This is a genomic window from Candidatus Manganitrophaceae bacterium (genome assembly GCA_016200325.1).
In the GTDB taxonomy this organism is placed as follows: domain Bacteria; phylum Nitrospirota; class Nitrospiria; order SBBL01; family Manganitrophaceae; genus Manganitrophus.
The window spans coordinates 637,675-661,788 of sequence record JACQEZ010000011.1 but is presented as its reverse complement, the minus strand read 5'-3'; the positions used below and the strand labels follow the sequence as shown (position 1 = coordinate 661,788).

Sequence of the window (24,114 nt, the reverse complement as noted above, 5' to 3'; positions counted from 1 at the left end):
CAATGGCGCTTCAGAGGAAAGAGGCCTATCGCGTCGCCGTCATGGGGGCGACCGGCGTGGTCGGACAGGAGATGGTGGAAATTCTGGAGGAGCGGAAGTTCCCGATTGAGCAGCTGCAGCTCTTTGCGTCGGAGCGGTCGGCCGGAACGACGATCTCTTTTCGCGGGAAAGAGATCGTCGTTCAGAAATTGACCGAAGCGGTCTTCGACGGCATCGATATCGTCCTCGGCGCCACCAGCAGCGAATTGGCAAAAAAATTCAGCCCCTATGCGGTCAAAGCCGGCGCGGTCGTCATCGACAATTCCAGCGCCTTCAGGATGGAGCCGGCGGTTCCGCTCGTCGTCCCCGAGGTGAACGGACAGGCCCTCGCCCACCACAAAGGGATCATCGCCAACCCGAACTGCTCGACCGCCCAGCTCGTCATGGCATTGAAGCCGCTGCACGACGCCGCCCGGATCAAGCGGGTCGTCGTCACCACCTATCAATCGGTCTCCGGCACCGGCAAAGAAGCAATGGACGAGTTGATGGAACAGACCCGGGCGCTCCTCACCTTCCAAGAGGCCGAATGCAAGGTCTATCCCCAGCAGATCGCCTTTAATTGCATCGTTAATTGGGACGCCGATCCGGCCACCGGGTACACCGAAGAAGAGACCAAGATCATCAACGAGACGAGAAAGATCCTCGGCGATACCTCCATCCAGGTGACCGCCACCACCACGCGCGTGCCGGTCTTCCGGTCGCATTGCGAGGCGGTGAACATCGAGACCGAGAAGAAGCTGTTGCCGAATGAGGCGCGGGCGCTCCTTGCGGAGTTTCCCGGCGTCGTCGTGATGGATGACCCGGGCCGCAAGCTCTATCCGACGCCGCTCGACGTCGCCGGCCAAGACGGCGTCTACGTCGGCCGAATCCGGGAAGACCGCTCCATCCCGAATGGGCTGAATCTCTGGGTCGTGGGAGACAACCTGCGGAAAGGGGCGGCGCTCAATGCAGTGCAGATTGCCGAGGCGCTGATCAAATAAAGGCTTTCCGCCCTCCCTTTTGCAATCACATTCATATCCAGAAAACTCATTTCGATAAGGGCCTTCCTTCGGAATAGCCCTCTGGACAATCCCAGTTGTCGGCCCAGTTTGTCGGCCCGCTTTGTGGCTTGATCACCCCCGGGGCCTATGTTAAACTGAAGTTTCCCTGGAAAAACGCGATGTCGATGATCACTACCGAGAAACGGCTCATTTCCAAGATCGAGCGCCTCAAAAGGGAGCGCCAGGCGATCGTCCTTGCCCACAATTATCAGGTGGGGGAGATTCAGGATGTCGCCGATTTTCTGGGTGATTCGCTCGAGCTGTCGCAGAAAGCGGCGCAGACCGATGCGAAGGTCATCGTCTTTTGCGGCGTCCACTTCATGGCCGAGACGGCAGCCGTCCTTTGTCCGAACCAGACGGTCCTCCTCCCCGACCTAAATGCCGGCTGCGGGATGTCGGAGATGATTACGGCCGAAGAGGTCCGGGCGCTGAAGGCGAAACATCCCGGCGCGGTGGTCGTCTGCTATGTCAACTCCTCCGCCGAGGTGAAGGCCGAATCGGACATCTGCTGCACCTCGTCTAATGCGGTCAAAGTGGTTCAGTCGATCCCGGAAGAGCAGGAGGTGATCTTTATACCCGATCAATATCTGGGGGCGCACGTCGAGCGGCAGACCGGACGCAAGCTGATTTTGTATAACGGCTACTGCCCGACCCATTTTCGGATTATGACCTCGGAGATTGAGGAGGCCAAGGCGGCCCATCCCGATGCCTTGGTCCTCGCCCACCCCGAGTGCACGCCGCAGGTCAGCGCGCTGGCCGACCAGGTTCTCTCTACCAGCGGCATCTGCACCGAGTCGAGGAAGCTCGACCGGCAGGAGGTGATCGTCGCCACCGAAATCGGCATTCTCCACCGCCTCCAGAAGGAGAATCCCGACAAGGAATTTATTCCGGCCTGCCGGTGGTGCGACTGCGCCCACATGAAGGTCAATAACCTCGAGAAGCTCCTCTGGTCGCTGGAGGAGATGCAGTTTCCGGTCACCGTTCCCCCGGCCGTCGCGGCGCGCGCAAAGCAGGCGATCGATCGGATGCTGGAGATCAGCAAGGTCCGATAAAAGGAGGGAGCCATGGCAGACCTCGGTCGCATTCTCATCTTTTTCGGCATCTTCCTTGCCCTCGTCGGCGGGGGGGTGCTCCTCGCCGGCAAGATCCCCGGACTCGGCCGGCTCCCCGGCGACATTCTGATCCAACGCAAAAACTTCACCTTCTATTTTCCGATCGCCACCAGCATCCTTCTCAGCGTCGTCCTCTCACTCATCTTCTGGCTATTGAGCAAACGGTAATGCCGCTGCTTCTTGGTTTCCTTTTTGCGCTCTTTATTTCAACCGCCGCGTCGGCGGGTGAGATCATCCGCGTCGCCCTCCTGGAAGGAACCTCCCAAGTCCTCTTGACCTCCAGCGAAGGCTTTTTCATCAAGACCCCTTCCGGCGCGCTTCTCAGCTCCCATCCGGTCACCTCCGCCGAGATCCGGATTCAGAAGGGCCTGGTGGTCAACCGAAAAGAGAGCCTGGAGAGCGAGCTGCTCGTCTTTCCAAGACGCGGGGGTAAAATCTCCGTCAACCGGCAGCTTTATGATGGACTGATCCGGCTGAAGAAAAAACCGGAAGGGCTCCTCGTGGTCAACGAGGTCGATCTGGAGCGATACTTACAGGGGGTCGTTCCGGCGGAGATGCCCCCCGACTGGGCATTCGAAGCGCTCAAGGTCCAGGCGGTGATCTCGCGGACGTATGCTCTCTACCAGAGAGAAGATCGCAAAGGAAAAGATTACGATCTCGTCAATTCCGTTTTGGGGCAGGTCTACCAAGGGGAGTCGGCGGCCGATCGCCGCGCGGCGCATGCCATTGCGGAGACCAAGGGAAAGGTGCTCACTTATGAAGGAGCGTTGGCACTCACCTTCTTTCACTCCACTTCGGCCGGCCCGACCGAAGATGCCGCCGAGCGCTGGAACATCGCGCTCCCCTACCTCAAAGGGGTCAGCTGCCCGCTCGACCGTGATTCCCCTTACCATCAGTGGCGACGGACCGTCTCGCTTCGGGATCTCGAAGTGGCGCTCGAAAAAATCGGCTATCCGGTCGGCGCCATCGCCACCGTCTCGCCGCTTCAGTGGAGCCACGCCGGACGCCTCCTGACCGTCCGGATCCTCTCTTCCGGCGGAGAGCTGGTTATCAAAGCCGATGACCTCCGAAAAGCCCTCGGGTATAAGATCCTTCCGAGCACCCATTTCACCCTCGATTCGTTCGGCAAGGTGATTCAAATCAGCGGAATGGGTTACGGACACGGGGTCGGCCTTTGTCAGTGGGGGGCCAAAGTGATGGCTGAAAGCGGGTTGAATTTTGAAGAGATTCTGATATATTACTACCCAGGCGTTCAGCTCCAATCTTACGAGGAAATAAAATAATTTCTTTAGAAAGCGAACAGCGTCTCGCGACGTACGACTATTCCCTCGATCCATCTTTGATCGCCGCGGCGCCGGTCGCCAGCCGCGATCAATCGCGTCTGCTCGTCTACCATCGGAAAAAAGAGACGACCGAGCACCGGCTTTTTTCGGCACTTCCGGAATATCTCCGCCCCTCGGATTTGTTGATCCTCAACGACACCCGCGTGATCCCGGCGCGCCTGCAGGTAAGGAAGCCCTCGGGTGGCCTGATCGAGCTGCTGCTGCTGCGTCCGGTGTCGGCCGGCGGCGTTGTGTGGGAAGCAATGGTCCGGGGGAAGGTCGCGGTGTCGACGACGCTGACGCTCGCGGGAGGGGGAAGCGCCCGGGTCGCGCGGGATCTCGGAGAGGGGCGCAAAGAGATCTGCTTTGATCTCCCGGAGGGGTATTCTGATCTGAATGCCTATCTGGAGCGATGGGGAGAGATGCCCCTTCCCCCCTATATCGTAAAGAAACGGGGAGGGAAAGGCGATCCCGGCGATCTAACCGACGACCGGGCGCGTTATCAAACCGTCTACGCGCGGGTTCCCGGATCGGCCGCCGCCCCGACCGCCGGACTTCATTTCACCGAAGCGCTCCTGGAAGAGGTTCGACAAAAAGGAATCCGCATTGCGAGGGTGACCTTACACATCGGCACCGGCACCTTTCAGCCGATGCGGGGAGAGCAGCTCTCCGATCATGAGATGCATCGCGAATGGTTTCAGATTCCTGCAGAGACAGCCGAGGCGATCGCCGCCACGCGTCGAGCCGGCGGCAAAGTCGTCGCCGTCGGCACCACGGCCACCCGTGCCCTGGAGAGCGCCGCCCGCCCCGACGGCATTGTCGAACCGGGAGAGGGAGAGACCGTGCTGTTCATCACGCCGGGATATCGTTTTAAGGTGATCGACGGCTTGATCACCAACTTTCACCTCCCGAAGTCGACCCTGCTCGTGCTGGTGTCGGCCTTTGCAGGATGCGAGCCGATCCGCTCGGTTTATGAAGAGGCCGTCCGAGAGCGTTACCGCTTCTACAGCTATGGCGATGCAATGTTGATTATGTAACACCCGAAACGAAAGCGGCTTCATCGGGAGGAGTGGGTTCAGAAGGAGGACGAGATGCGTGACTTGAAAGATTTAAAGAGAGAGGGCGAAGGGGCCAGCCCTAAGAAGAAGCCACCCTATCTGGCGATCGGCGTGTTGGCGCTGCTCGTCTTCCTGATGCTCGTCTTCGTCTTTAAAAGAAAGGGAGAGGCGCCCGCGCCGCCGGTGACCCCGCCGATCACCCAAGCCGTCCCGGCGCCGAAGGCGCCGGAGGAAAAGGTCGCTTCAACGGCAGAAGAGGCTCCGGCACCTGACCCAGGGGTGAAACCGGGCGAAATGCATTTTGATTCGAAAACCGAGCCGTTCCCCGCCGGCGCTCCGCCGGCCGCGCCGAAGCAGAACGAATCGGCGGGCGCCACCCCGCCGGCTCCGACTCCGAAAGAAGATTTAACTTTCTTCAAGACGCTGAAGGATAAAAAAGAAAAGAGCGTCGCCCTTCAACCGAAGAAGGAGAGCCTGCCGAAGAAGCAGAGTGAGCCGATGAAAACATCATTGGCGTCGCACCCGACGGCATCGCCGGGCGGCGCCTATACCGTCCAGGTTGCTTCGTTCGCCGAGAAAAAAGGGGCGCAGACGCTGGCAGAGAAGTTAAAGAGAAAAGGATATGACGCCTATGTAAAGGCGACCCCCCTTCCCCAGAAGGGGACCTGGTATCGGGTCCGGATTGGACACTATCCCAGCCGGGTCTCCGCTCAGAAGGTGGCCGACAGAATTCACGGTTCTGAAAAATTGAATTTCTTTATTACTTCGGATTAGGAAAACCAGGAAGCGGCGGAACGAGCAGACGGAAAGAACCGGGGGTTACAACAGGGGGATCCTCTTTTCCTTCGCAGCATGTTCCAAGATGGTCAGCGCGGTGTGGAGGCGCTGGAGGCGGGTGTTCCGTTTTCGGATACCGGTCATATCATGCGTCGGGAAGCTCTCCGATCGAACTTCGGTCTGCACCTTCCGGAGCTGCTGGTGCAACGCCTTGTACATTTCCTTCTCGAACCGCTTCAGGACCAGGGGGTTGAGCGCCATGTATCCTCCCGCGATGTCCTTCGCGACGGCGGCGACACTCCTCCCACGAATTTGACTTTCCGACATGTTTGGCCTTTAATAAGGATTCGATCGTTGGCTAAGAACAGGGTAAAGGATACCGGATCGGTGTCAGCTTGTCAAAAGCTCTTCCGCCCCGGCGGACTCCTCGCCACCCTTTTGAAAAATTACGAATACCGCGAGGGGCAAATGGAAATGGCCGGCGCGGTGACCGACGCGCTGGAACGGCAGACCACCCTTCTGGTGGAGGCCCCGACCGGGACTGGCAAGACCTGGGCTTATCTGATCCCGGCGGCACTGAGCGGAAAGCGGGTCGTCATCTCCACCGGCACCAAGACCCTTCAAGACCAGCTTTTTAAGAAAGACCTTCCCCTTTTGGCCCAGTCGCTCCCGCACCGATTCACCTACAGTCTGATGAAAGGGAAAGCGAATTATCTCTGTCTTCACCGCTTCGGCCAATTTATCGAGCAGCCGACCCTCCCCCACGTGGAGATCGGATCGGACTTTGAGCGGCTTCGCGACTGGTCGACGCAGACAGCGACCGGCGATCGGGCCGAACTGACCGAAATCGCGGAGGGGGCACCGATCTGGCAGGAGGTCTCGGTGCAGGGGGAGGCCTGCCTCGGCAGCGGCTGCCCCACCTATGACCGCTGCTATATCACCCGGATGAAGCAAGAGGCGGCCGGCTCTGACCTGATCATCGTCAATCATCATCTCTTCTTCGCCGATCTCGCCCTCAGAGAGCATTCCTATGGAGAGGTTCTCCCCCGCTACGATGCGGTGATCTTCGACGAGGCCCACCTTTTAGAAGAGATCGCGACGAACTATTTCGGCGTCTCGATCAGTAGCTACCGCCTCGAAGATTTCATCCGCGATCTGGAGCGGGAGGTCCGCTTTTCCCAGCAGTCAAAGACCGAATGCCTCGATCAGGCGCGGCGGGTGTTGATCGCATCGAACCGTTTCTTTCATCTGTTTCGGCGGGGGGAGGAACGCTACCGCCTCACGCGTGCCTTCTTCTCTCGTGAGGCGATCGCCGCGGGACAGGGGCTCCTCTCCTCGCTCGATCTGCTTCGGCAGCAGATCAACGCCCTTCCGGTGAAGAGCAGCGGGAGCACCCATCTGGCCGAGCGGATTGAGACGCTCTCCGGCGACCTCCACCTCTTTCTCTCGGAAGAGGCCAATGAATTCACCCTCTGGGGAGAGAGCCGGCGACTGGGGGTCTCCTTGTATGCCTCTCCCCTGAATATCTCCGACCTGTTACGGGAGAAGCTCTTTGAGAAGGAGATCCCGATCATTCTCACTTCGGCCACCCTCTCTTCAGGCCATTCCGGAAGGGAAGTCGATTCCGAGCCGGACGGTTTTACTTTTGTCAAAGAACGGCTGGGAATCGATGCGGCCGACGGCGCGATCCTCCCCTCCCCTTTTAACTTCGAGAAACAGGCGCTTCTCTATCTTCCGACGCAGCTGCCGAATCCGTCGAGTCCCCAATTCCTCCCGGCGATTTCAAAAGAGATCCTTCGGATCCTTGAAGCCAGCGAGGGACGCGCGTTTCTCCTCTTTACCAGCTGGCGGAACCTCGAAGAGGTCTATCGTCAGATTGCAGGACGCGTTCCCTATCTCTTGCTGAAGCAAGGAGATCAGCCGAAACATGCGCTGATCGAGACCTTTCGACGGGAAGTGTCGTCGGTCCTTCTCGGCACCACCAGCTTTTGGCAAGGGGTTGATGTGCAGGGGGAGGCGCTCTCCTGCGTCGTCATCGACAAGCTTCCCTTCGCCTCTCCCTCCGATCCGCTCATTGCGGCGCGGATCGAGGCGCTGACCGATCAAGGGAAAGATCCGTTTATGGCCTTTCAGCTCCCCGCCGCCATCCTCTCGCTTCGGCAGGGGATCGGAAGATTGATCCGAAACCGCGACGACCGCGGCCTGATCGCCATTCTCGATACCCGTCTGACCCGAAAAGAGTACGGCCGGCACTTCTTAAAGACCCTTCCCCCCTGCCCGCGAACCGACCGCTTCGAGACGGTACAGGCCTTCTTCTCAGACGCGTCAAACGGGTCGACCGAGCGGCGCTGAATAATGCTACGCCGACTGAGAGACCATCCATCGGCCTCTCCATCCCCTGTTCCATCCAAAGATTTATTTCCAACCTGATGCCTTGACAGCCCTTTCCTCTCTGTTACGATGGAAGGAGGATGATTTTTCGATCCGTTCAATGCATGCTTCTTTCTATCCTTCTCCTGACGACGGTGACACTTAAAAACGCCTCCGGAAAGGAGCTCGCCTATGAGGCCTCTCCCCCCTCTCCCTCACCGGCCGGGCCGCTCCTCGTCTCCCGCCCTCCCCGATTGGCCCGTGTCCCGAACTCCGGTATCTTCTATGCTCCCGATGTTCGATATCACCTTTTCCTGGCCGACCAAAAATGGTACCTCTATTATGAAGAGAAATGGTACCAAAGCCGGAGCCATGAGGGCCCCTGGCGATATGTCAGCTTCTCCAAGGTCCCGGAGGTCCTTAAAAAGCTTCCACCCGAATTTACCAAAAGAGGAGAGCCCCCCCCTGCCGCGAAGAAAAAACCGGTTCGTAAAAAAGTCCACGCTAAAAAGTCAACGGGCCACCGCTGAGTTTTCGCTTGTCGTGGTCGAGGGTGCTGAGGTAAAGTAACAGCACCGATGAAGCAGCGCAGACATGCCCCTATTTTATTGATCCACGGTGGGTGCGGATCGACCCCGCCGACCGGGCTTCAACTGAAAACCGTTCACGCGGCGCTCGATCGGGGATACCGTTTGCTTCAGAAAGGAGCCGCGGCACTCGATGCAGTCGAGGCGGCGATCGTTCTATTGGAAAAGAGCGGCCGGTTCAACGCAGGAAAGGGCTCGAAGCGCCAGATGGACGGGGTCGCCCGGATGGATGCGTCTATCATGGATGGAAAGAACCTTGCGGCCGGCGCCGTGGCGGCGATGGAGAAGATCCTCACCCCGATCCGGGCCGCCCGGAAGGTGATGGAAGAAACGCCGCATGTTCTCCTCATCGGAGAATCGGCCGAGCGGCTCGCCCGTCTCTTCAAACTCCCCCTCCTTCCTCCCTCACACACGGCGACCAAACCCCCTTCAACCGAAACCGGACCGGGTCGGTGGGAGACCCTTTTTCACCGGCTCCAAGAAAAAAGGAAGGTTGAAGAGGGAGGGACGGTCGGAGCAGCGGCACGGGATCAATCGGGGGATCTTGCGGCGGGAACGTCGACCGGCGGGATTCGTTTCATGCTTCCGGGCCGGGTCGGCGACAGCCCCTTGATCGGGGCCGGGACCTATGCCGACAACGGCGCCGGGGCTGTCTCAATGACCGGGATCGGCGAGGCGATCATCCGAGCCGGCCTGGCGAGAGAGATCTCGCTGCGAATGGAGGCGGGCGCTTCTCCCGAAGCGGCGGGGGCGACCGCACTGCGGCGGATGCAGAGCCGGACCGACGGGGAAGCGGGGGCAATCATTCTCTCGGCCGAAGGGAGCTTTGCCCTCCTTCACACGACCGGCTACATGCCGGGAGGGTATCGATCGGGGCGGCGTCGGAAGGTGGCGGGACGATTTCAACAGGTCTCAGGAGGGTAAATGGAAATTCGGGTTTATTATGAAGACACCGACGCGGGCGGCGTGGTTTACTATGCCAATTATTTAAAATATTTCGAGCGGGGACGGACCGAATATTTCCGAGAGCGGGGAATCGAGGTCGCCTCATACGCCACAACCGGCGTTCTCTTCGTCGTCGCCCATGCCGAGGTCGATTATCGCGCCGCCGCGCGTTACAACGACCTGCTCGATCTGGAAACCGAGATCGTCGACTTCAGCCGAGCAAGCCTCACCTTCTCTCACCTCATCCGTGCCGGCGGAACCGAGCGGGTCATCGCCGAAGGGTGGGTCCGGCTGGTCTGTGTCGATGACCGGTTTAAGCCGAGACGCCTTCCCGAAGAGGTGGTTCAGATCGTGACGAAGATTGTTTAGGATTGTTAGGCCGGTTCGATCACACAGCGGAAGGGAAATTTTTCGGCGCGGGCGGCGGCATGAACCTGCTCCTGCTTAAGCTCCGCCTGCTCTTTGGAGAGGGTGGCGACATGCGCCGCCCCCTCGGTGTGGACCTGCCACATCAGCTCTTGCGCCGCGTCGATCGTTTTGCCAAAAATCAAAATTAAAATGCGGACGACGAATTCCATCGTGGTGACGTTATCGTCCAGCAAGATCACCTTATACGGAGGGATTTCCTCGATCTTGGATCCGGTCTCCTCCGAGACCTCCGGCAGCGCTGCCACACCGGCGCCGCGCATCTCCTTTTCCCAATCGACCACCATTAGCTTTCTTCTTCGATGACCTCTTTCTTCGCCATCGCCAGATAAACCCGCGCCTCTTTTCCCTCCGGATTGATCCGCTGCGCCTCTTCCCATTCGCGCAGCGCCAAATCGACAAACCCCTTCATATAATAGGTCACCCCCAAATGGATCAGGGCGGGGCCGTATTTCGGATGGAACTCTTTCGCCTGCTGAAAGGTCTCAATCGCTTCGTCGAAGAGCCCCTTCTCGCGCAGCGTAATGCCGACCTTGGTCACCACATCGACAAACTTCGGACGGAGGGCGAGCGCCTTTCGATACTCCTCCAGGGCGCCGTCATAGAGGCCGAGCTCAAAATATTGATCGCCAAGCTTGGCATGCTCATTGGCCAGCTTTCCTTGGATAAACGGATCGACCGACTTGGCCTCCGACCGGACGACCTGCGCCGCCTTGGAGAAGGCCTCGCCCGCCTCATCGTATCGGCCGAGGTCGTTCAGCGCGATCGTCAGGTTGAGGGACGCTTCGGTGTAACGGGAATTGATCTGGAGCGCCTTTTTAAAATAGGCGACCGCCATCTCCGCATTCCCTTTCTGAAAGGTGATGATCCCGAGCTTGTTGTAAATATCGGCATATCCCTGCGGGTGGTTTTCAAGAAGCTTCAGGAAAAGCCGCTCCGCATCGAGGACCTTCCCCGCCTCGAAGGCAACGCGGCCCTGCTCATACACCTTCTCAAAGTCTTCCATTCGAAGAAAACCTCAATGTAGACCAAACTTACCTCAAAAGAGGGAAGGAGTCAAAAAGATTTTTCTTCTACGGCTTCCGGATGCCCGACGCTCTTTCGATTCTCTTGAGGTTTTCAATGTTTTCAACTATAGTGGCCTTGTATTTTCGAGTCGGGATGCAATTGGAAGAGAAATGACTTTGAACCCGTTACAATCCGGCATTCGAGAACCACCGCCGTGGCGCGGTCGGAGATTTTCTAAAAGAGAAAATCAAAACCGGCTCCGAGCTTTCCATTGTCTCCGCATATTTTACCATCCAAGCGTTTGAAGCTCTTAAAAACCAACTGTGGAATATTCGCGAACTCCGCTTCCTTTTCGGAGAGCCGACTTTCATCAAATCGCTTGACCCTGAAAAGACGGATAAGAAAATTTTCAGAATCGAAGTGGATGGGATCAGATTGGCGAACCGCTCAAAGATAAAGCTGAGCTTCCGACACCATTGTGGAGCTTCTCCACTTTCTTTCCGAACGTTGATAAATGCAAGATGTTCGCATATAATTATTTGCGAAGTGATCGTCTGCTCTATTATTTCAGTTCTTATTTGAGGAACATGGTCGCTCCCAGGCATTTAGAAAAAGCTCCCATTACCGAGGCACTGGTGGATATAAGGGTAAAACTGCGCCCTGATGCCGACCTCTCGACTTTGGAATCAATCTATGCTTTGTTTGAAAAAGAGTATCCTGAAAAACGTGAACGGATTCGCGCCGAAAGTAAGTTTGACCTAAAAACGAGAACGTTCGAAACAGCCTCTTATGTGGATGGCTACCTATGCACCTCTTCTGATAAAAAACGAGTTGTTCAAGTGCGCCTTGACGGGTTCACATTCAGTAGGTTAAAACCATACGTGACCTGGGAGGATTTGCATAAGGAGGCCCATCGGCTCTGGCAATTGTACGTGAGGCAGGCTCCTCCAGAATTGGTGACGAGAATTGCGCTCCGTTATATTAATCGCCTCGAAATTCCGCTTCCCATGGGGGATTTTGGCGATTATTTGACCGCGTCTCCGAGCGTTCCTCAAAACCTTCCGCAAGGGCTGGTCAGCTTTTTAACGCGCAACGTGATCCACGAACCCTCTTGGAATTTCACGGCAATCATCAGTCAATCCCTTGAGCCTGTGGGGACTTCGAATATTGCGCCGGTATTATTGGATATCGATATTTCCAAAGAGGTCCAATACAACGTGAACGCAAAAGAAATTTGGGAAACCATCGATCAGATGCGCAAGTTTAAGAATAAAATATTTTTTGAAAGTATCACTGAAAAAACGGTGGAGCTTTGTAAATGAGCATCGCGCACATTCATCTAAATTATCCTCTCACTACCGCAACCTCCAGCAGCTACGGCGTCAGCGACGAATCTCATTCGCTTCGAGACGCTATCAAAGACATCCAGCGGCGCCATTCGGAGACCGCTTCAGGTCAGCGGATCTCTCAAATTCGTTGCGCCCTGTTGGAGGTTTTTTTAGATTGCAGAAAGCCGAATTGGGATGGTTATGACGCAAAGCCGATATCAGAGAAGACATACTTTGAAGCGGCGAAGTTGCTCGAGCGATTACCATCGGACCTTCCTCCTCCGGAAATTGCTCCCGAACCGACGGGTGATATTGCCTTCGAATGGTATAAGGAGAATCAATATACTTTTGTGATCAGTGTGAGCGGAGTCAACGCAATCGCCTATGCGGGAATTTTTGGCCCCGGCAATGAGATACATGGGACCGAGAATTTTACCGAATCGATTCCCCGTATTATTATTGAAAATATCCAGCGTCTATTTCCCTCAGAGATTTGAAATTGGCTGCGATTTTACAAACCGAGGTATTGACCCGATATGTGTTGAGCGAGAAGTACTATAGATCATCCAATGGAACGGTCAAGCACAACGTTTTCATGCCTCCGTCTAATTTAAGGCTTTCGGTTTATCGTTCGTCCGGTCTTAGCGAGGAGGCAATACGGGAAATAGGGAACCAACGAGTGGCAATTCCTCAGGAAAAGCCGCTGATCGGCCGCGCAGATATTCTCGTCTCGGATGTTTTAGACTCAGATAGGGATCTTAAATTGGAGCCAGACTCAGCCCCTCACCCTCTCCACGCAAATATCACCGGTTGGCCTGAACAAAGAGACAAACAAAGGTTGATTGCTATCAAATTAGCCAGCAAAGCCCGTTTTTCCCTTTTCTAAAAGAACCCGGGCGAAATGCGTTAAAGCATCGCTACAGTTGGCATCTCAGTACCAAATTTACTAAATCACTCGTTAAAGCCCCATCAACTTCCCCCTGCTATCGTCAATAGGTCACAATCGCATCAAAGACTCCTTTCGCCGGAGAAGTAGGCTCCCCGGCCCCCAGATTAAGTCAAACTCCGCACTGAATCATTCTCGCGATCTACACAACGCGCCGAAAGACACTCGAATACAAGAAAAACGCTCCCGCTCAGATCGATCCCTGAACTGGGATCAAAGCGGGAATCTATAAGAACCGATTTTCACGCATTCTGGATTCTCGATAAATATTTGGGAAGAACGAATTGAACTCTTATAGGAACTTCTGACAATTCAAAAGAATTTAATTACAGAATGACAGGACCTTGAAGAGGGGGTAAACGATTGTTTTATCAAACCGGAAAGGTTATAATCCCCCCACGATTTGAGCACAGGAGGTCTCATGCAGCACCCGTCGATGATGGAACCGTTTTACCTGAACAAAGAGCCGTATTACCAGCCGGTCGGCGAAGAAGTGGCGCTCTTTAAAGCCGCCCATGCGTCGAAACGGCCGGTCTTAATCAAAGGTCCCACCGGCTGCGGTAAAAGCCGATTTGTCGCCTACATGGCCTACCATCTCAAGCGGCCGCTGATTACCGTCGCCTGTCACGAAGACCTGACCGCCTCGGATCTGGTCGGACGCTTCCTGCTGCAAGGGGACGAGACCGTCTGGGCGGACGGACCGCTCGCACTCGCGGTCAAGCATGGGGCGATCTGCTACCTCGACGAGGTCGTCGAAGCGCGCAAAGACACGACCGTGGTGATCCACCCGCTTACCGACGACCGCCGGATCTTGCCGATCGAAAAGAAGGGGGAGATCGTCGCCGCCTCGGATGACTTCATGCTGGTGATCTCCTACAACCCCGGCTATCAGAGCGTTTTGAAGGACCTCAAACAGAGCACCCGTCAGCGCTTCATCGCGCTCGACTTTCACTATCCTCCCCGCGTTGCCGAGATGCAGATCGTCGCCCGGGAAGCCGGCGTCTCCGAGGAGACCGCCCGGCAGCTGGTCGGCGTCGGCGAGAAGGTCCGCAACCTGAAGAACCACGGGCTCGAAGAAGGGGTCAGCACCCGGCTGTTGATCTATGCCGGCCAATTGATCGGAAAAGGAATCCCGCCGCGCCGCGCCTGCGAGGCGGCGATCGCCGACGCAATGACCGACGACCGCGAGATGCACCGAACGCTCATGGAAGTCATCTTCACCTTTTTTGAATGAAGATCCCTCCCCTGTTGGAATCGATTCGAACCCTTTTCGAGACCGCCCTCGACGCCGATGAGATCGCCCGGATGATCGAGGGGCTCTCAGCGATCCCTCCGGCCGCGCAGAAGCAGGCGGTCGACATCGGATTGATCCTTTCCGACTTCTCCAAGAAAGCCGCTGCGGAATATTTCCGGGCCGCACCGGCCGTCTTGCAGTCGATCGATCCGGAAGAGCTCGCCGGCTGGGTGGGAATGGGAATTCAGATCGCGCAGCAGTCGTCCGCCGCCGGGATTCGATTCTTCAAATTGGCCCCCGCGGTTTTCCCTAAGCTGACATCGAAGACCCTTCGGACACATTTTATCCAGTTGGGTCTCTCGCTGGCGGAGCGGGATTACAACCTGGCGCTCGAATATTATCAGCAGGCCCCTGCGCTCCTCGCCCAGGTGGCCTTGAGCGAGGCCGACCTCACCTTCTGGGCCGAGCAGGGGGTGGCGTTGGGGAAAGAGGATTACACCCTGGCGGTCGAATATTTCCGGATCAGCCCGTCGCTCCTCCTTCTATTGCCGATCGGGTTACTCTCGAAGTGGATCACGATCGGCCGAAAACTCTCCTCCGGAAAAATCCTCTCCACGCTGCAATTCATCCGGACCAGCCCGGAGACCTTCTCACAGATTCCTTCCAATGCAGACCGGGAGCGCCTTCTCGATTTGACCTCGGAAGTCGCCGAGCGGCATCCCGAGCTCGCCGCAAAGCTTTTCTCCGAAGCGGCCGCCATTCTTCCGGCCTTCCAGGCGCTTCGACTGGAAGGGGTTTTGTTGGATCGGACGCTCCTGTTGGCCCGGTTCGACGGCGAGCTCGCCGCCGCGCTCTTTTTAAATGGCCCCAAGATTTTGAAAGAAATGGGGTCCGCCGCCGCCCATTTCCCCGAGTGGGTGGAAGAGGGTTTGTCACTCGTGAAACGGGGGTCGAGCCAGGCGCATGGCTTTTTCTCCTTCGAGTCCAAAACTGCCCGGGAGGTGATCGACCGGTTTGGAAGCGGCCTGTCGCTCTCGTCGGTTTCAGGCCTTTTGAAACGCTTTGCCGAAGCGCTCTCCGGCCGGCCGGTCACCATCCAGCCGACCACCCTCCTGGACCAGATCGACCGGGAAAAAGGGAGAAAGGGGGGAGCGGCCTCGCCGACGACCGATGGCTCGACGATTTATCTCCCTGCCCATGTCGATCGGTTTGCCGCCAAGGAGCTCAACTTCGAATGGTACCGGGTCGCCACCGCCTTTCAAGCCGGCCACCTTGAATTTGGAACGTTCACAACGCCGAAGCCCTATGAGATCGCTGATTTAATTGAATCGCTTCAAACCAAATATAAACGGCGCGGCGGATTCTCCGGCCTCGCCTCCTTCTTCTCCCTCTTCCCGGAGCCGGCCTTGATCGAACGGCTCTTCGAGATCACCGAGGGAGCACGGATTGAATACCTTCTCCGCCTCGAGTACCCGGGGCTGCGAGCGGCCCTGATCCGGATGCGGGAGAGCGAGCTCGACCGGCGGCCTCCGCTCACCGGTCTGACCCCGCGCGGGGCGGTCGTCGAGCTCCTCCAGCAGATCTCGATCGCGGGAAAGACCAAGGAGCCGGTCCCGGCGCCGCTTCAGGCGGTTCTGTTCGATGCCTGCCGGACCCTCGGCGCGGTTCAAAACCCCGATGCGACGGCAGCCGTCGCCCTCTCGATGCGCGCGGCGGCAGGGGTTTATCTGCTCCTCGACGTCGAGGAGGCGATTCCAGAAGCGCCCGAAAAGGAGATGGAGAAATTTGAAGAGCGAGGAACAGAGGTCCGGGGCGAGGGCGAAGGGGGTGGAACGCTGGCCCCGTCGGTGCGGGGCACGCTTGATCCCAGACGGGTTGAAGCAGCGAAGCGAGCGACCGAGGCACAAGCCGAAGCGCTGATTGAAAAGCTAAAAGCGGCCGGGATCGATCTTGCCACCGAAGCTGCGGCGGCCGCCCTCTCGGCCTCGATTCAAAAAGGGGAAGTGACCCGTGCCTCGCTCCAAGAGCCGGGGGGGCTCGATCCGTTGGCGGAGCGGATGATCGCTGACGCAATGCCGAGGGAGGAGACGCCGGGGGGGAAGCGGTTTCGGTACGATGAATGGGATGCTGCACAAGACGATTACCGATCCGGCTGGTGTCAGGTCATCGAGCGGCCGGTGCCGCCGGGACCGACCGGCGCCGTCGAGGAGATCCTCGCCGAATACGGCGGGATGATCGGATCGATTCAGACCGCCTTTCAACACCTTCGTCCGGAAGGGCTCAAGCGGATCAAAGGGGAACGGGAGGGGGACGAGCTCGATCTCGACGCGCTGCTGAACAGCCGGGTCGAAGCGCGGGCCGGATATCCCCCTTCGGATCGGATCTATCAGGCGCGGCAGAAGAAAGAGCGAAGTGTCGCGGTGGCGTTTTTGGTCGACATCAGCGGCTCAACCTCACAGCAGCTCCCGGCCTCCCCCTCAAGCCGGCCTTTGGGGAATCCTCGGAAAACAGGAAAGCGGGTCTTGGATGTAGAGAAAGAGGCGCTGGTCCTTCTCTCGAGGGCAATGGAGGCGGTCGGCGACCGCTTTGCCCTCTATGCTTTTTCGGGCCGCGGGAAAGAGGCGGTCGATTTCTACTTGCTGAAAGAGTTCGAGGAGCGCACCGGGACGGAGATCGACCGGCGGATCGGAGAGATGAATGGAACCGCCCAAAATCGCGACGGCGCGGCGATCCGGCACGCCACACGAAAGCTGCTGGCCCAGCCGGCGAAGGTGAAGCTGCTGGTTTTGATCAGCGACGGCAAGCCGCTCGATGACGGCTACAGCGGCGCCTATGCCACCGCCGACACGAAGATGGCGCTGCGCGAAGCGAAACGCCGGGGGATCCATTCCTACTGCATCACGATCGATCGGGAAGGGTCTGAATACCTACAGGGGATGTATGGCGAGGTCGCCTACCTGATCATCGACGCGGTCGAGACCCTCCCGGTGAAGCTGCCGCAGATCTACAAACGGCTGACGACATAATTATATTGCGGAATGCGGATTTCGCGGAGTGAAAGAAAAGGGAAAAGCTGACGGCTGATCGCTTTCTTCTCTTATTCCGCAATGAAACGCTTCGGGGAGAAATGATGGAAGCACAAGACGATTTATTTAAGGGCTGGCTGTGGGAGATGTTCAAGGAGTATGTCCGGAAGATCCGGCGGACCGCCTCTCATGGGGCGCCGGAGCTGGGAGAGATGAAGGGGCAATATCAGAAAATCTTCGATGAGGCCTCCATTAAAATCTTGGTCGAAGAGAAAGTCGGCATGATCGTCGTTTTCAACGATCTCGAAAGCCGGACGACGGCGGAGCTCAAAGAATTGATGGAGAAAGAGCAGCTGATGGCCTATCTGGCAAAAACCTATGGCCGGGGAAAGTACAAGATCAATCTCTATCATGGACTGACTTTTGTTGCGACACACAACTTCAAGGTCGAGGACGAATCTCTCGCGGAGAAATGGCGTGAGATCGTCGCCCGGAACAAAGCGGCGGAGGGGGAGATTAAAAGACCATGGGAGCGCTAAAAGGTCCGATCGTCGCCATCGTCGGCCGACCGAACGTCGGAAAATCGACCCTCTTCAACAAGCTCGTCGGAAAGCGCAAGGCGATCGTTCAAAACCTGCCGGGGATCACGCGCGATCGCAACGAGGCGCTCTGCCATTACCGCGATCGTCAGTTCACCCTGATCGACACCGGAGGGCTGATCCCCGAATCGAAAGAAGAGATGGCGAGCGAGGTCCGCCGCCAGTCGGAGATCGCCATCGAACAGGCCGACCTCCTTCTCTTTTTGATGGATGCGCGCGAAGGGGTCACCCCGCTTGATCAGTCGGTCCATGACCTGCTTCGCAGAAGCGGAAAGCCGGTCTACTACGTCATCAACAAAACGGAAGGACACGGCCTCGATCGCCTCACCGAATTTTACGAACTCGGAATCGCGCCGCTCCATCCGGTCTCGGCCGAGCACAACGAGGGCCTCAGCGATCTGCTTGATGCGGTCTACCCTCACATGACGCCGGCGGAAGAGGAGGAGGAAGTCGTCGACCTTCCCAAGGTCGTCGTGCTGGGGCGGCCGAATGTCGGAAAATCGACCCTGATCAATACTCTGCTGAGAGAAGAACGGCTGGTCACCAGCGACGTCCCCGGGACGACCCGCGACACGATCGACTCTTGGGTCGTCCACCGAGACAAACGCTATCTTTTTATCGATACCGCCGGGATTCGAAAACGGGGAAAGATCGAGCATGGGGTCGAGCAGTACAGCATCGCCCGAACCAAAGAGGCGCTGGAGCGCGCCGACATCGCCCTGCTGCTGATCGACGGGGTCGAGGGGATCACAGAGCAAGATTCCAAGATCGCCGGCTTGATCATCGAAAAGGGAAAGGGGTCGGCCGTCTTAATCAACAAATGGGACCTGGCCAAAAAAGGAGAAGCGGCCGAAGCGCGGATTGTCAATCAGATCGACCTCCGGTTTCGCTTCATCAATGATCTGCAATATGCCTATATCTCCGCCCAAAAAGGAGAGGGGCTCGGCCATATTTTCCGCCTCATCGATAAAGCCTATGAGGGATATACCAAGCGGATTTCCACCGGCGACTTAAACCGCTTCTTCGAGAAGATCACCGAGAGCCATCCTCCCCCTATCTATAAAGGGAGACGGCTCCGGCTCTACTACATTACCCAGGCCGGCGTCCGGCCGCCGACCTTCGTTCTCTTTGCGAACGCGCCGACCGGCGTCCCCGACCACTACCTCCGCTACATCGAAAATCAGCTTCGCGAGGCCTTTGGCTTCACCGGAACGCCGATCCGTATCCGGCTCCGGCAACGAAAATAGCGATGGCTCCTTTGGGTCGGACCGTTCACCGATTGACTCATTAAGATGAACTCTATATAGTTAATTTACGCCCATCTTTGCCGCCGATGGCCGATGTCCATGAACGACAGCCGTCTAACAGTAGACGCGATCGATCGCATGGATGAGCGGTCACTCCTTATCCGCAGAACCGGACGCCTTCTTTTGAAGAGGGGGCTGAGACCCGCAGGCTCCTTACACCGTTCAGAGGAAGCGATTTAGATCTGGAGGCCGACCGATGCGCTTCTCCTTTCTTTCAAACCTTCCGTTTTTGATTTCGATCCCCTCTTACACTGCAAGGACTTGCCGGCCTCTTGGGGCCCGGCTCGGCCCTCACCCCCCGATCTCTTTGCAGCGTCTCCCGTCCTGTCGGTTTTCTCGTTTCACCGCGCCGTCGCAATCGACCTCCTCTTCTGCAGGAAGCAACCGGGGACAAGGAGTCCCGTTCCGGATGGAGCCATGCCATGATCAGCCCGCCGCGCCCGCCCGATGAAACCAAAAGAGTTGAAGTGCTCCAACAGTATCAGATTCTCGATACCCCCCCCGAGGACCTCTTTGATAACCTCACGCGGTTAGCCTCCAATATTTGCGAAACGCCGATCGCCCTGATTACCTTCGTCGACCGAGAGCGTCAATGGTTCAAGTCGCGGCTTGGAATTGAATTCTCTGAGAGTCCACGGGACCTCTCTCTCTGCGCTCATTCCCTCCTGCAGTCCGATCTTTTCATCATTTCGGACGTCACCTCCGACTCCCGGTTCGCCGATCACCCTTGGGTAACCTCCAATCCTCGCATCCGCTTTTATGCCGGCGCGCCGCTTCGAACTCCAGAGGGCCATGCACTGGGAGCGGTCTGCGTCATGGACCGCAGACCCCGTCACCTGAGCTCCAATCAACTCGATGGGTTGGAGACGATTGCCCAGGAGACGATGACCCTCCTCGACCGGCAGCGGGAGCTCGCAGAACGGAGGAAAACGGAGGAGAGGCTGCGGGCCTCGGAAGAAAAGTACCGCCTCTTGTTCGAGAACAACCCCCATCCGATGTGGGTCTTTGATCCGGAGACGCTCGTCTTTTTAGCGGTCAACGAAGCGGCCGTCCGCCACTACGGCTATGAACGGGAGGAGTTCCTCTCGATGACCATCAAACAGCTCTGCCCCAACGAAGATCTCCCCGCGCTGATCAAAGATCTTCCGCAGATCAGCACCCGGGTCGGCCGCGCCGGCCTCTGGCGAAACCGGAAAAAGGATGGGACGGTCATCGACGTGGAGATCACCTCTGACCTCATCCCCTTTGCTGGAAAACGGGCCAAGCTGGTCCTGGCGAACGATGTCACCGAACGGAGGCGGGCGGAGGAGGCGCTCCGGAAAAGCGAGGAGCGGTTTCAATGGGTCACCCGCGCCACCAATGATGCGATCTGGGATTGGGATCTTCTTACAAACCGTCTTTGGTGGAACGAGCGATTCAAGACGATGTTCGGCTACAACGCGGATGAAATCGAGGAGCGGATCGATTGGTGGCGAAGCCGGATCCATCCGGAAGACCGGGAGCGGATCATTGCCAGCGTCCAGGGAGCAATCGATCGCGGCGATCAGGCCTGGTCGGGGGAGTATCGCTTTCGCAGAGGGGATGGGTCGTATGCATCCCTTCTGGATCGCGGTTACATCGTTCGCGATGGGCGCGGGCAGCCGGCCCGAATGATCGGCGCCATGATGGATATAACGGAGCGCAAACGGGACGAAGCGGCCCTTGCGGCGGAGAAGGAGCGTCTCCTCGTGACGCTTCGATCGATCGGCGACGGCGTGATCACGACCGATGTGCAGGAGCGGATCCGACTGATGAACAAGGTTGCCGAAACCCTGACCGGGTGGACACAAAAAGAGGCGGTCGGCCGGCCGCTTCAAGAGATCTTTCATATCAAAGACGAGAAGAGCGGAAGGAAGCTCGAAAACCCGGCGGCCGAGGCGCTCCGGACCGGCGCCGCCGTCGGACTCTCCGAGGATACCCTCCTGATCGCCCGGGATGGAACCGAGCGGATGGTCGCCGACAGCAGCGCACCGATTCAGGACCGGGAGGGGCATACCGTCGGCGTGGTGCTCGTCTTCCGCGATGTCACGCAGAAAAAACGGATGGAAGAAGATCTTCTCCGAACGAGCAAAATGGAGGCGGTCGGTCTTCTGGCCGGCGGCATTGCCCACGACTTCAACAACATCCTCACCGCCATTCTGGGGAATCTCTCCCTGGTCAAAATGTCGGTCGAGCCGACCCACCCCCTTTATAAGCGGCTGGGCGACGCCGAGGCGGCCTCGCTTCGCGCGCGGGATCTCGCTCAACAGCTCCTCACCTTTGCCAAAGGAGGCGCTCCGATCAAAAAAGCAACCTCGCTCAGAGCACTGCTGCACGAATCGATCCGGTTCGCGCTGCGTGGATCGAATGTCGGGACGGAATTCTTCATCCCGGACGACCTCCGGCCTGTGGAGATCGACCCGGGGCAGATCAGCCAAGTCCTTCACAACCTGGTCATCAACGCACAGCAAGCGATGCCGCGGGGAGGGGTGATCCGGGTGCACGCGGAGAATTTCACCCTCGCAGAGATGGGCAAACCGCTTCCCCTTCCCCCGGGAAGATATGTTCGCATCTCCATCCAAGATGCCGGGATCGGTATTCCGAAGGAGTCTCTTCCGAAGATCTTCGATCCCTACTTCACCACCAAGCAGAAAGGGAGCGGTTTGGGATTGTCGACCTCCTATTCGATTATCAAAAAACATAACGGCTATATGGCGGTTAACTCCGAGCTGGGGAAAGGCTCGACCTTTTCGGTCTACCTTCCGGCCTCCTCCCGCAACATCGAGCCGGAGGATCGACCCGAAGCGCCCCTCCCCGGTCGAGGGAAAATCTTGATCATGGACGATGAAGAGGCTGTTCGGGACGTCGCGGGGGAGCTCTTACGGCTCCTCGGATATGACGTCGATTATGCCGCGGATGGGATAGAAGCGATCCGAGGCTATCAGACCGCGCTTGAGGCCGGAGCGCCGTTTGATCTGGTCATTATGGATCTGACCGTTCCCGGGAAAATGGGTGGACAAGAGGCGATCGAGCGGTTGCGGGAGATCGATCCCGGGGTAAAGGCGATTGTCTCCAGCGGCTACTCCAACGACCCGATTATGAGCGATTTTTCAAAATATGGCTTCAAAGGGGTGATCGCCAAACCGTACCAACTCGAGCAGTTGAGCAAGATCGTCCATGACGTCATCACCGGCCTGCAAAAATAAAGGTCGATGCCTGAAACTCCAAACGGGAAGAAGGGATGAGAGCAGATTCATTCTCTGAATTTGTTCTCGACCCGTTGAGTGGCCTCGACCGGATCAGGTGCGGCCGATGTTCGGCGACCGTTCCGCGCCCGCGTTCAGTCGTTCGGTGCCGAGAAGCCGCCGTACTGGGACCCTCCCGCTCAACATAGACATTTGCTACAAAACCAGATACAATCTTTGAACCCCGCCAGGAACCTTCTTCGTCAACCGCAATGATCTTCGTCTCCCGACCGGAATCCGAGCATCCTGTCCTGGTGTCATTTCTCACAATCTAAGTTGAACGTTCAGAAAGAGGACCCAGTATGAACCGACGATTTTTTAAAGCGCTCACCCTGATCGCCGCCGTTTTGTTTTTATCCGTCAGCTTCATTGAACAAACAGCCTTTGCAAGGGCGGGCGGTGGAAGATCTTCCGGAAGCAGAGGCTCCCGAAGCATTCCCCAACCAAGCCGCCCCTCTTCTCCCAGCCCTTCGAGACAACCCTCCGCACCCTCTCCCGTTCAGCCATCCCCGGGGGGCGGTTTTATGAGGAGCTTTGGCGCGGGATTGCTCGGCGGACTGGTCGGCGGGCTCTTATTTAGGAGCCTCGGCTTCGGAGGCGATGGCTTTGGCGGAAGTGGAATCGGGCTCTTTGAAATCATCCTTATTCTCGGCATCGGCTATTTCATTTTCAGAGCCGTCTCCATGAGAAGGGCCGCCGTTTCTTCCTATCCAAATGGGGGTGGCCTCGGAAATGATGCGAGGGATTCGATGACCTCCTTTCCGGGCAGCGGCAGAACCGAGCCGGAGGAGGCCGATGAGATCGCACGGGGTCTCTCCCATATTCGACAGATGGATCCCGGCTTCGAGGAAGGCCGTTTTAAAGAAACCATCCTCGATTGCTTTTTCAAAATACAAAGCGCCTGGATGAATCGGGATTTATCTTTAATTGACAATTTATTAACCGATGAAATGCGGAAAACCTTTCAAGTCGAGATCGATCAGATGTTTAGAGAAGGACAGGTCAACCGACTGGAAAACATCGCGATCAGAAAGGTAGAGATCTCCGAGGCATGGCAGGAGTCGGGGCAGGACTTTATCACGGTTTTAATCGACGCAAATGTCTTAGATTATACGACGGATGATCGAAGCGGGGCGGTTGTATTGGGGAGCAAGACCGCCCCGGTGAAGTTTCAAGAATACTGGACCTTTAGCCGACCGGTCGGAGAAAACCGATGGAAATTATCAGCGATTAATCAACTGTAACAATTCAATCGGCTTAGAACCTCCTTGGACCCATCGGTTGATGGCTGAGGCCAAAGGCCCCTCTCTGTTTCTGGCGCTCTTTCTCCTTGATCTTTCTGGCGGCTTTTGATTACCATAAGAAATGTCAGCCAAAGTCTGGTGGCCTCTCTTTCCGCTCCTCTTCGTGATTGTGTTGGTTTCCCTGATCACCGCATTGGTCCGTCTGAAGCGGACCGGCGGGGCGTCGCGGCTGGAGTGGACCACCGTCTCGCTGGCCCTTCTCTTCTACTTTCTCACCTTTGCGCTGGGGCGATGGCGATGGCTTCATATGCCGATGTCGAACATTGCCGAGCTCTTTATCCTTTTTAATGCGGTTCATTTTTTTCGGAAAGGACAGCCGAAGATCGCCTGGCTCAATATCATTGCGCTCGCGGCGATTGCCACTGACTTTGCACTGCACTTCATTTTAAAGTAGATCCTCTTAAATGAGATCGTCCTGCCGCT

General features: G+C 57.3%; 23 protein-coding genes. 20 read left to right on the top strand and 3 right to left on the bottom strand.

Translation table 11 applies throughout. The annotated features are described in order from the left end of the window. Nucleotides 1-2 precede the first annotated feature (2 nt). From HY282_11050 to HY282_11025, 6 genes are all read left to right on the top strand, one after another. Nucleotides 3-1,019, top strand: coding sequence for an aspartate-semialdehyde dehydrogenase (locus HY282_11050; GenBank protein MBI3804285.1), 1,017 nt, complete (start codon nt 3-5; stop codon nt 1,017-1,019). 179 nt (nt 1,020-1,198) lie between these two features. Beyond that, on the top strand, nt 1,199-2,131 hold the full coding sequence (gene nadA, locus HY282_11045) for a quinolinate synthase NadA (protein MBI3804284.1): 933 nt from the start codon (nt 1,199-1,201) through the stop codon (nt 2,129-2,131). Nucleotides 2,132-2,143: 12 nt separating this feature from the next. Beyond that, nucleotides 2,144-2,359 carry a DUF2905 domain-containing protein gene (locus tag HY282_11040; protein ID MBI3804283.1) on the top strand — a complete coding sequence of 72 codons (216 nt, stop codon included), beginning with the start codon at nt 2,144-2,146 and terminating at the stop codon, nt 2,357-2,359. Next, the gene (locus HY282_11035; GenBank protein MBI3804282.1) at nt 2,359-3,474 is read left to right on the top strand and encodes a SpoIID/LytB domain-containing protein; all 1,116 of its coding nucleotides are present in this window, start codon (nt 2,359-2,361) and stop codon (nt 3,472-3,474) included. The genes HY282_11040 and HY282_11035 overlap by 1 nt, the downstream gene beginning before the upstream one ends. Continuing rightward, nucleotides 3,474-4,550, top strand: a complete 1,077-nt coding sequence (queA, locus tag HY282_11030) for a tRNA preQ1(34) S-adenosylmethionine ribosyltransferase-isomerase QueA (GenBank protein ID MBI3804281.1) — start codon at nt 3,474-3,476, stop codon at nt 4,548-4,550. Before HY282_11035 ends, queA begins: the two co-directional genes overlap by 1 nt. 54 nt (nt 4,551-4,604) lie before the next feature. Then, nucleotides 4,605-5,345, top strand: a complete 741-nt coding sequence (locus tag HY282_11025; GenBank protein MBI3804280.1) for an SPOR domain-containing protein — start codon at nt 4,605-4,607, stop codon at nt 5,343-5,345. 45 nt (nt 5,346-5,390) lie between these two features. On the opposite strand, the gene HY282_11020 is transcribed toward HY282_11025, so the two are convergent. Then, nucleotides 5,391-5,675, bottom strand: coding sequence for a hypothetical protein (locus HY282_11020; GenBank protein ID MBI3804279.1), 285 nt, complete (start codon nt 5,673-5,675; stop codon nt 5,391-5,393). 60 nt (nt 5,676-5,735) lie between these two features. On the opposite strand from HY282_11020, the gene HY282_11015 reads away from it, so the two are divergent. The 4 genes from HY282_11015 (at nt 5,736) to HY282_11000 (ending at nt 9,619) form a co-directional block, all read left to right on the top strand. Continuing rightward, nucleotides 5,736-7,700 carry an ATP-dependent DNA helicase gene (locus HY282_11015; protein ID MBI3804278.1) on the top strand — a complete coding sequence of 655 codons (1,965 nt, stop codon included), beginning with the start codon at nt 5,736-5,738 and terminating at the stop codon, nt 7,698-7,700. Between the two features lie 119 nt (nt 7,701-7,819). Continuing rightward, nucleotides 7,820-8,248 carry a hypothetical protein gene (locus HY282_11010; protein MBI3804277.1) on the top strand — a complete coding sequence of 143 codons (429 nt, stop codon included), beginning with the start codon at nt 7,820-7,822 and terminating at the stop codon, nt 8,246-8,248. Between the two features lie 48 nt (nt 8,249-8,296). Then, nucleotides 8,297-9,229, top strand: a complete 933-nt coding sequence (locus tag HY282_11005; GenBank protein MBI3804276.1) for an isoaspartyl peptidase/L-asparaginase — start codon at nt 8,297-8,299, stop codon at nt 9,227-9,229. After that, nucleotides 9,230-9,619, top strand: coding sequence for a YbgC/FadM family acyl-CoA thioesterase (locus tag HY282_11000; GenBank protein ID MBI3804275.1), 390 nt, complete (start codon nt 9,230-9,232; stop codon nt 9,617-9,619). 5 nt (nt 9,620-9,624) lie between these two features. On the opposite strand, the gene HY282_10995 is transcribed toward HY282_11000, so the two are convergent. Both HY282_10995 and HY282_10990 read right to left on the bottom strand, forming a co-directional pair. Beyond that, nucleotides 9,625-9,939, bottom strand: coding sequence for an ATP-dependent Clp protease adaptor ClpS (locus HY282_10995; protein ID MBI3804274.1), 315 nt, complete (start codon nt 9,937-9,939; stop codon nt 9,625-9,627). A 23-nt stretch (nt 9,940-9,962) separates the two neighbouring features. Continuing rightward, nucleotides 9,963-10,682, bottom strand: a complete 720-nt coding sequence (locus tag HY282_10990; protein ID MBI3804273.1) for a tetratricopeptide repeat protein — start codon at nt 10,680-10,682, stop codon at nt 9,963-9,965. A gap of 523 nt (nt 10,683-11,205) precedes the next feature. Here HY282_10990 and HY282_10985 point away from each other — a divergent pair. From HY282_10985 to HY282_10940, 10 genes are all read left to right on the top strand, one after another. Continuing rightward, nucleotides 11,206-12,006, top strand: coding sequence for a TIGR04255 family protein (locus HY282_10985; protein ID MBI3804272.1), 801 nt, complete (start codon nt 11,206-11,208; stop codon nt 12,004-12,006). After that, nucleotides 12,003-12,509, top strand: a complete 507-nt coding sequence (locus tag HY282_10980; GenBank protein ID MBI3804271.1) for a hypothetical protein — start codon at nt 12,003-12,005, stop codon at nt 12,507-12,509. Before HY282_10985 ends, HY282_10980 begins: the two co-directional genes overlap by 4 nt. A 2-nt stretch (nt 12,510-12,511) precedes the next feature. Continuing rightward, nucleotides 12,512-12,898, top strand: a complete 387-nt coding sequence (locus tag HY282_10975) for a hypothetical protein (protein MBI3804270.1) — start codon at nt 12,512-12,514, stop codon at nt 12,896-12,898. Nucleotides 12,899-13,379: 481 nt separating this feature from the next. Further along, nucleotides 13,380-14,192, top strand: a complete 813-nt coding sequence (locus HY282_10970; protein MBI3804269.1) for a CbbQ/NirQ/NorQ/GpvN family protein — start codon at nt 13,380-13,382, stop codon at nt 14,190-14,192. A gap of 14 nt (nt 14,193-14,206) precedes the next feature. Beyond that, nucleotides 14,207-17,218 (top strand): VWA domain-containing protein, encoded by a 3,012-nt coding sequence (locus tag HY282_10965; GenBank protein MBI3804268.1) that lies wholly within the window; start codon nt 14,207-14,209, stop codon nt 17,216-17,218. A gap of 101 nt (nt 17,219-17,319) precedes the next feature. Next, entirely contained in the window at nt 17,320-17,757 is a 438-nt protein-coding gene (locus tag HY282_10960; protein ID MBI3804267.1) for a hypothetical protein, read from the top strand. Continuing rightward, entirely contained in the window at nt 17,745-19,064 is a 1,320-nt protein-coding gene (gene der / locus HY282_10955; protein MBI3804266.1) for a ribosome biogenesis GTPase Der, read from the top strand. Before HY282_10960 ends, der begins: the two co-directional genes overlap by 13 nt. Nucleotides 19,065-19,546: 482 nt before the next feature. Beyond that, a complete protein-coding gene (locus HY282_10950) occupies nt 19,547-22,348 on the top strand; it encodes a PAS domain S-box protein (protein ID MBI3804265.1) in 2,802 nt (933 codons plus the stop codon). 341 nt (nt 22,349-22,689) lie between these two features. Continuing rightward, nucleotides 22,690-23,631, top strand: coding sequence for a Tim44 domain-containing protein (locus HY282_10945; GenBank protein MBI3804264.1), 942 nt, complete (start codon nt 22,690-22,692; stop codon nt 23,629-23,631). A gap of 121 nt (nt 23,632-23,752) precedes the next feature. Further along, on the top strand, nt 23,753-24,085 hold the full coding sequence (locus HY282_10940) for a hypothetical protein (protein ID MBI3804263.1): 333 nt from the start codon (nt 23,753-23,755) through the stop codon (nt 24,083-24,085). Nucleotides 24,086-24,114 lie beyond the last annotated feature (29 nt).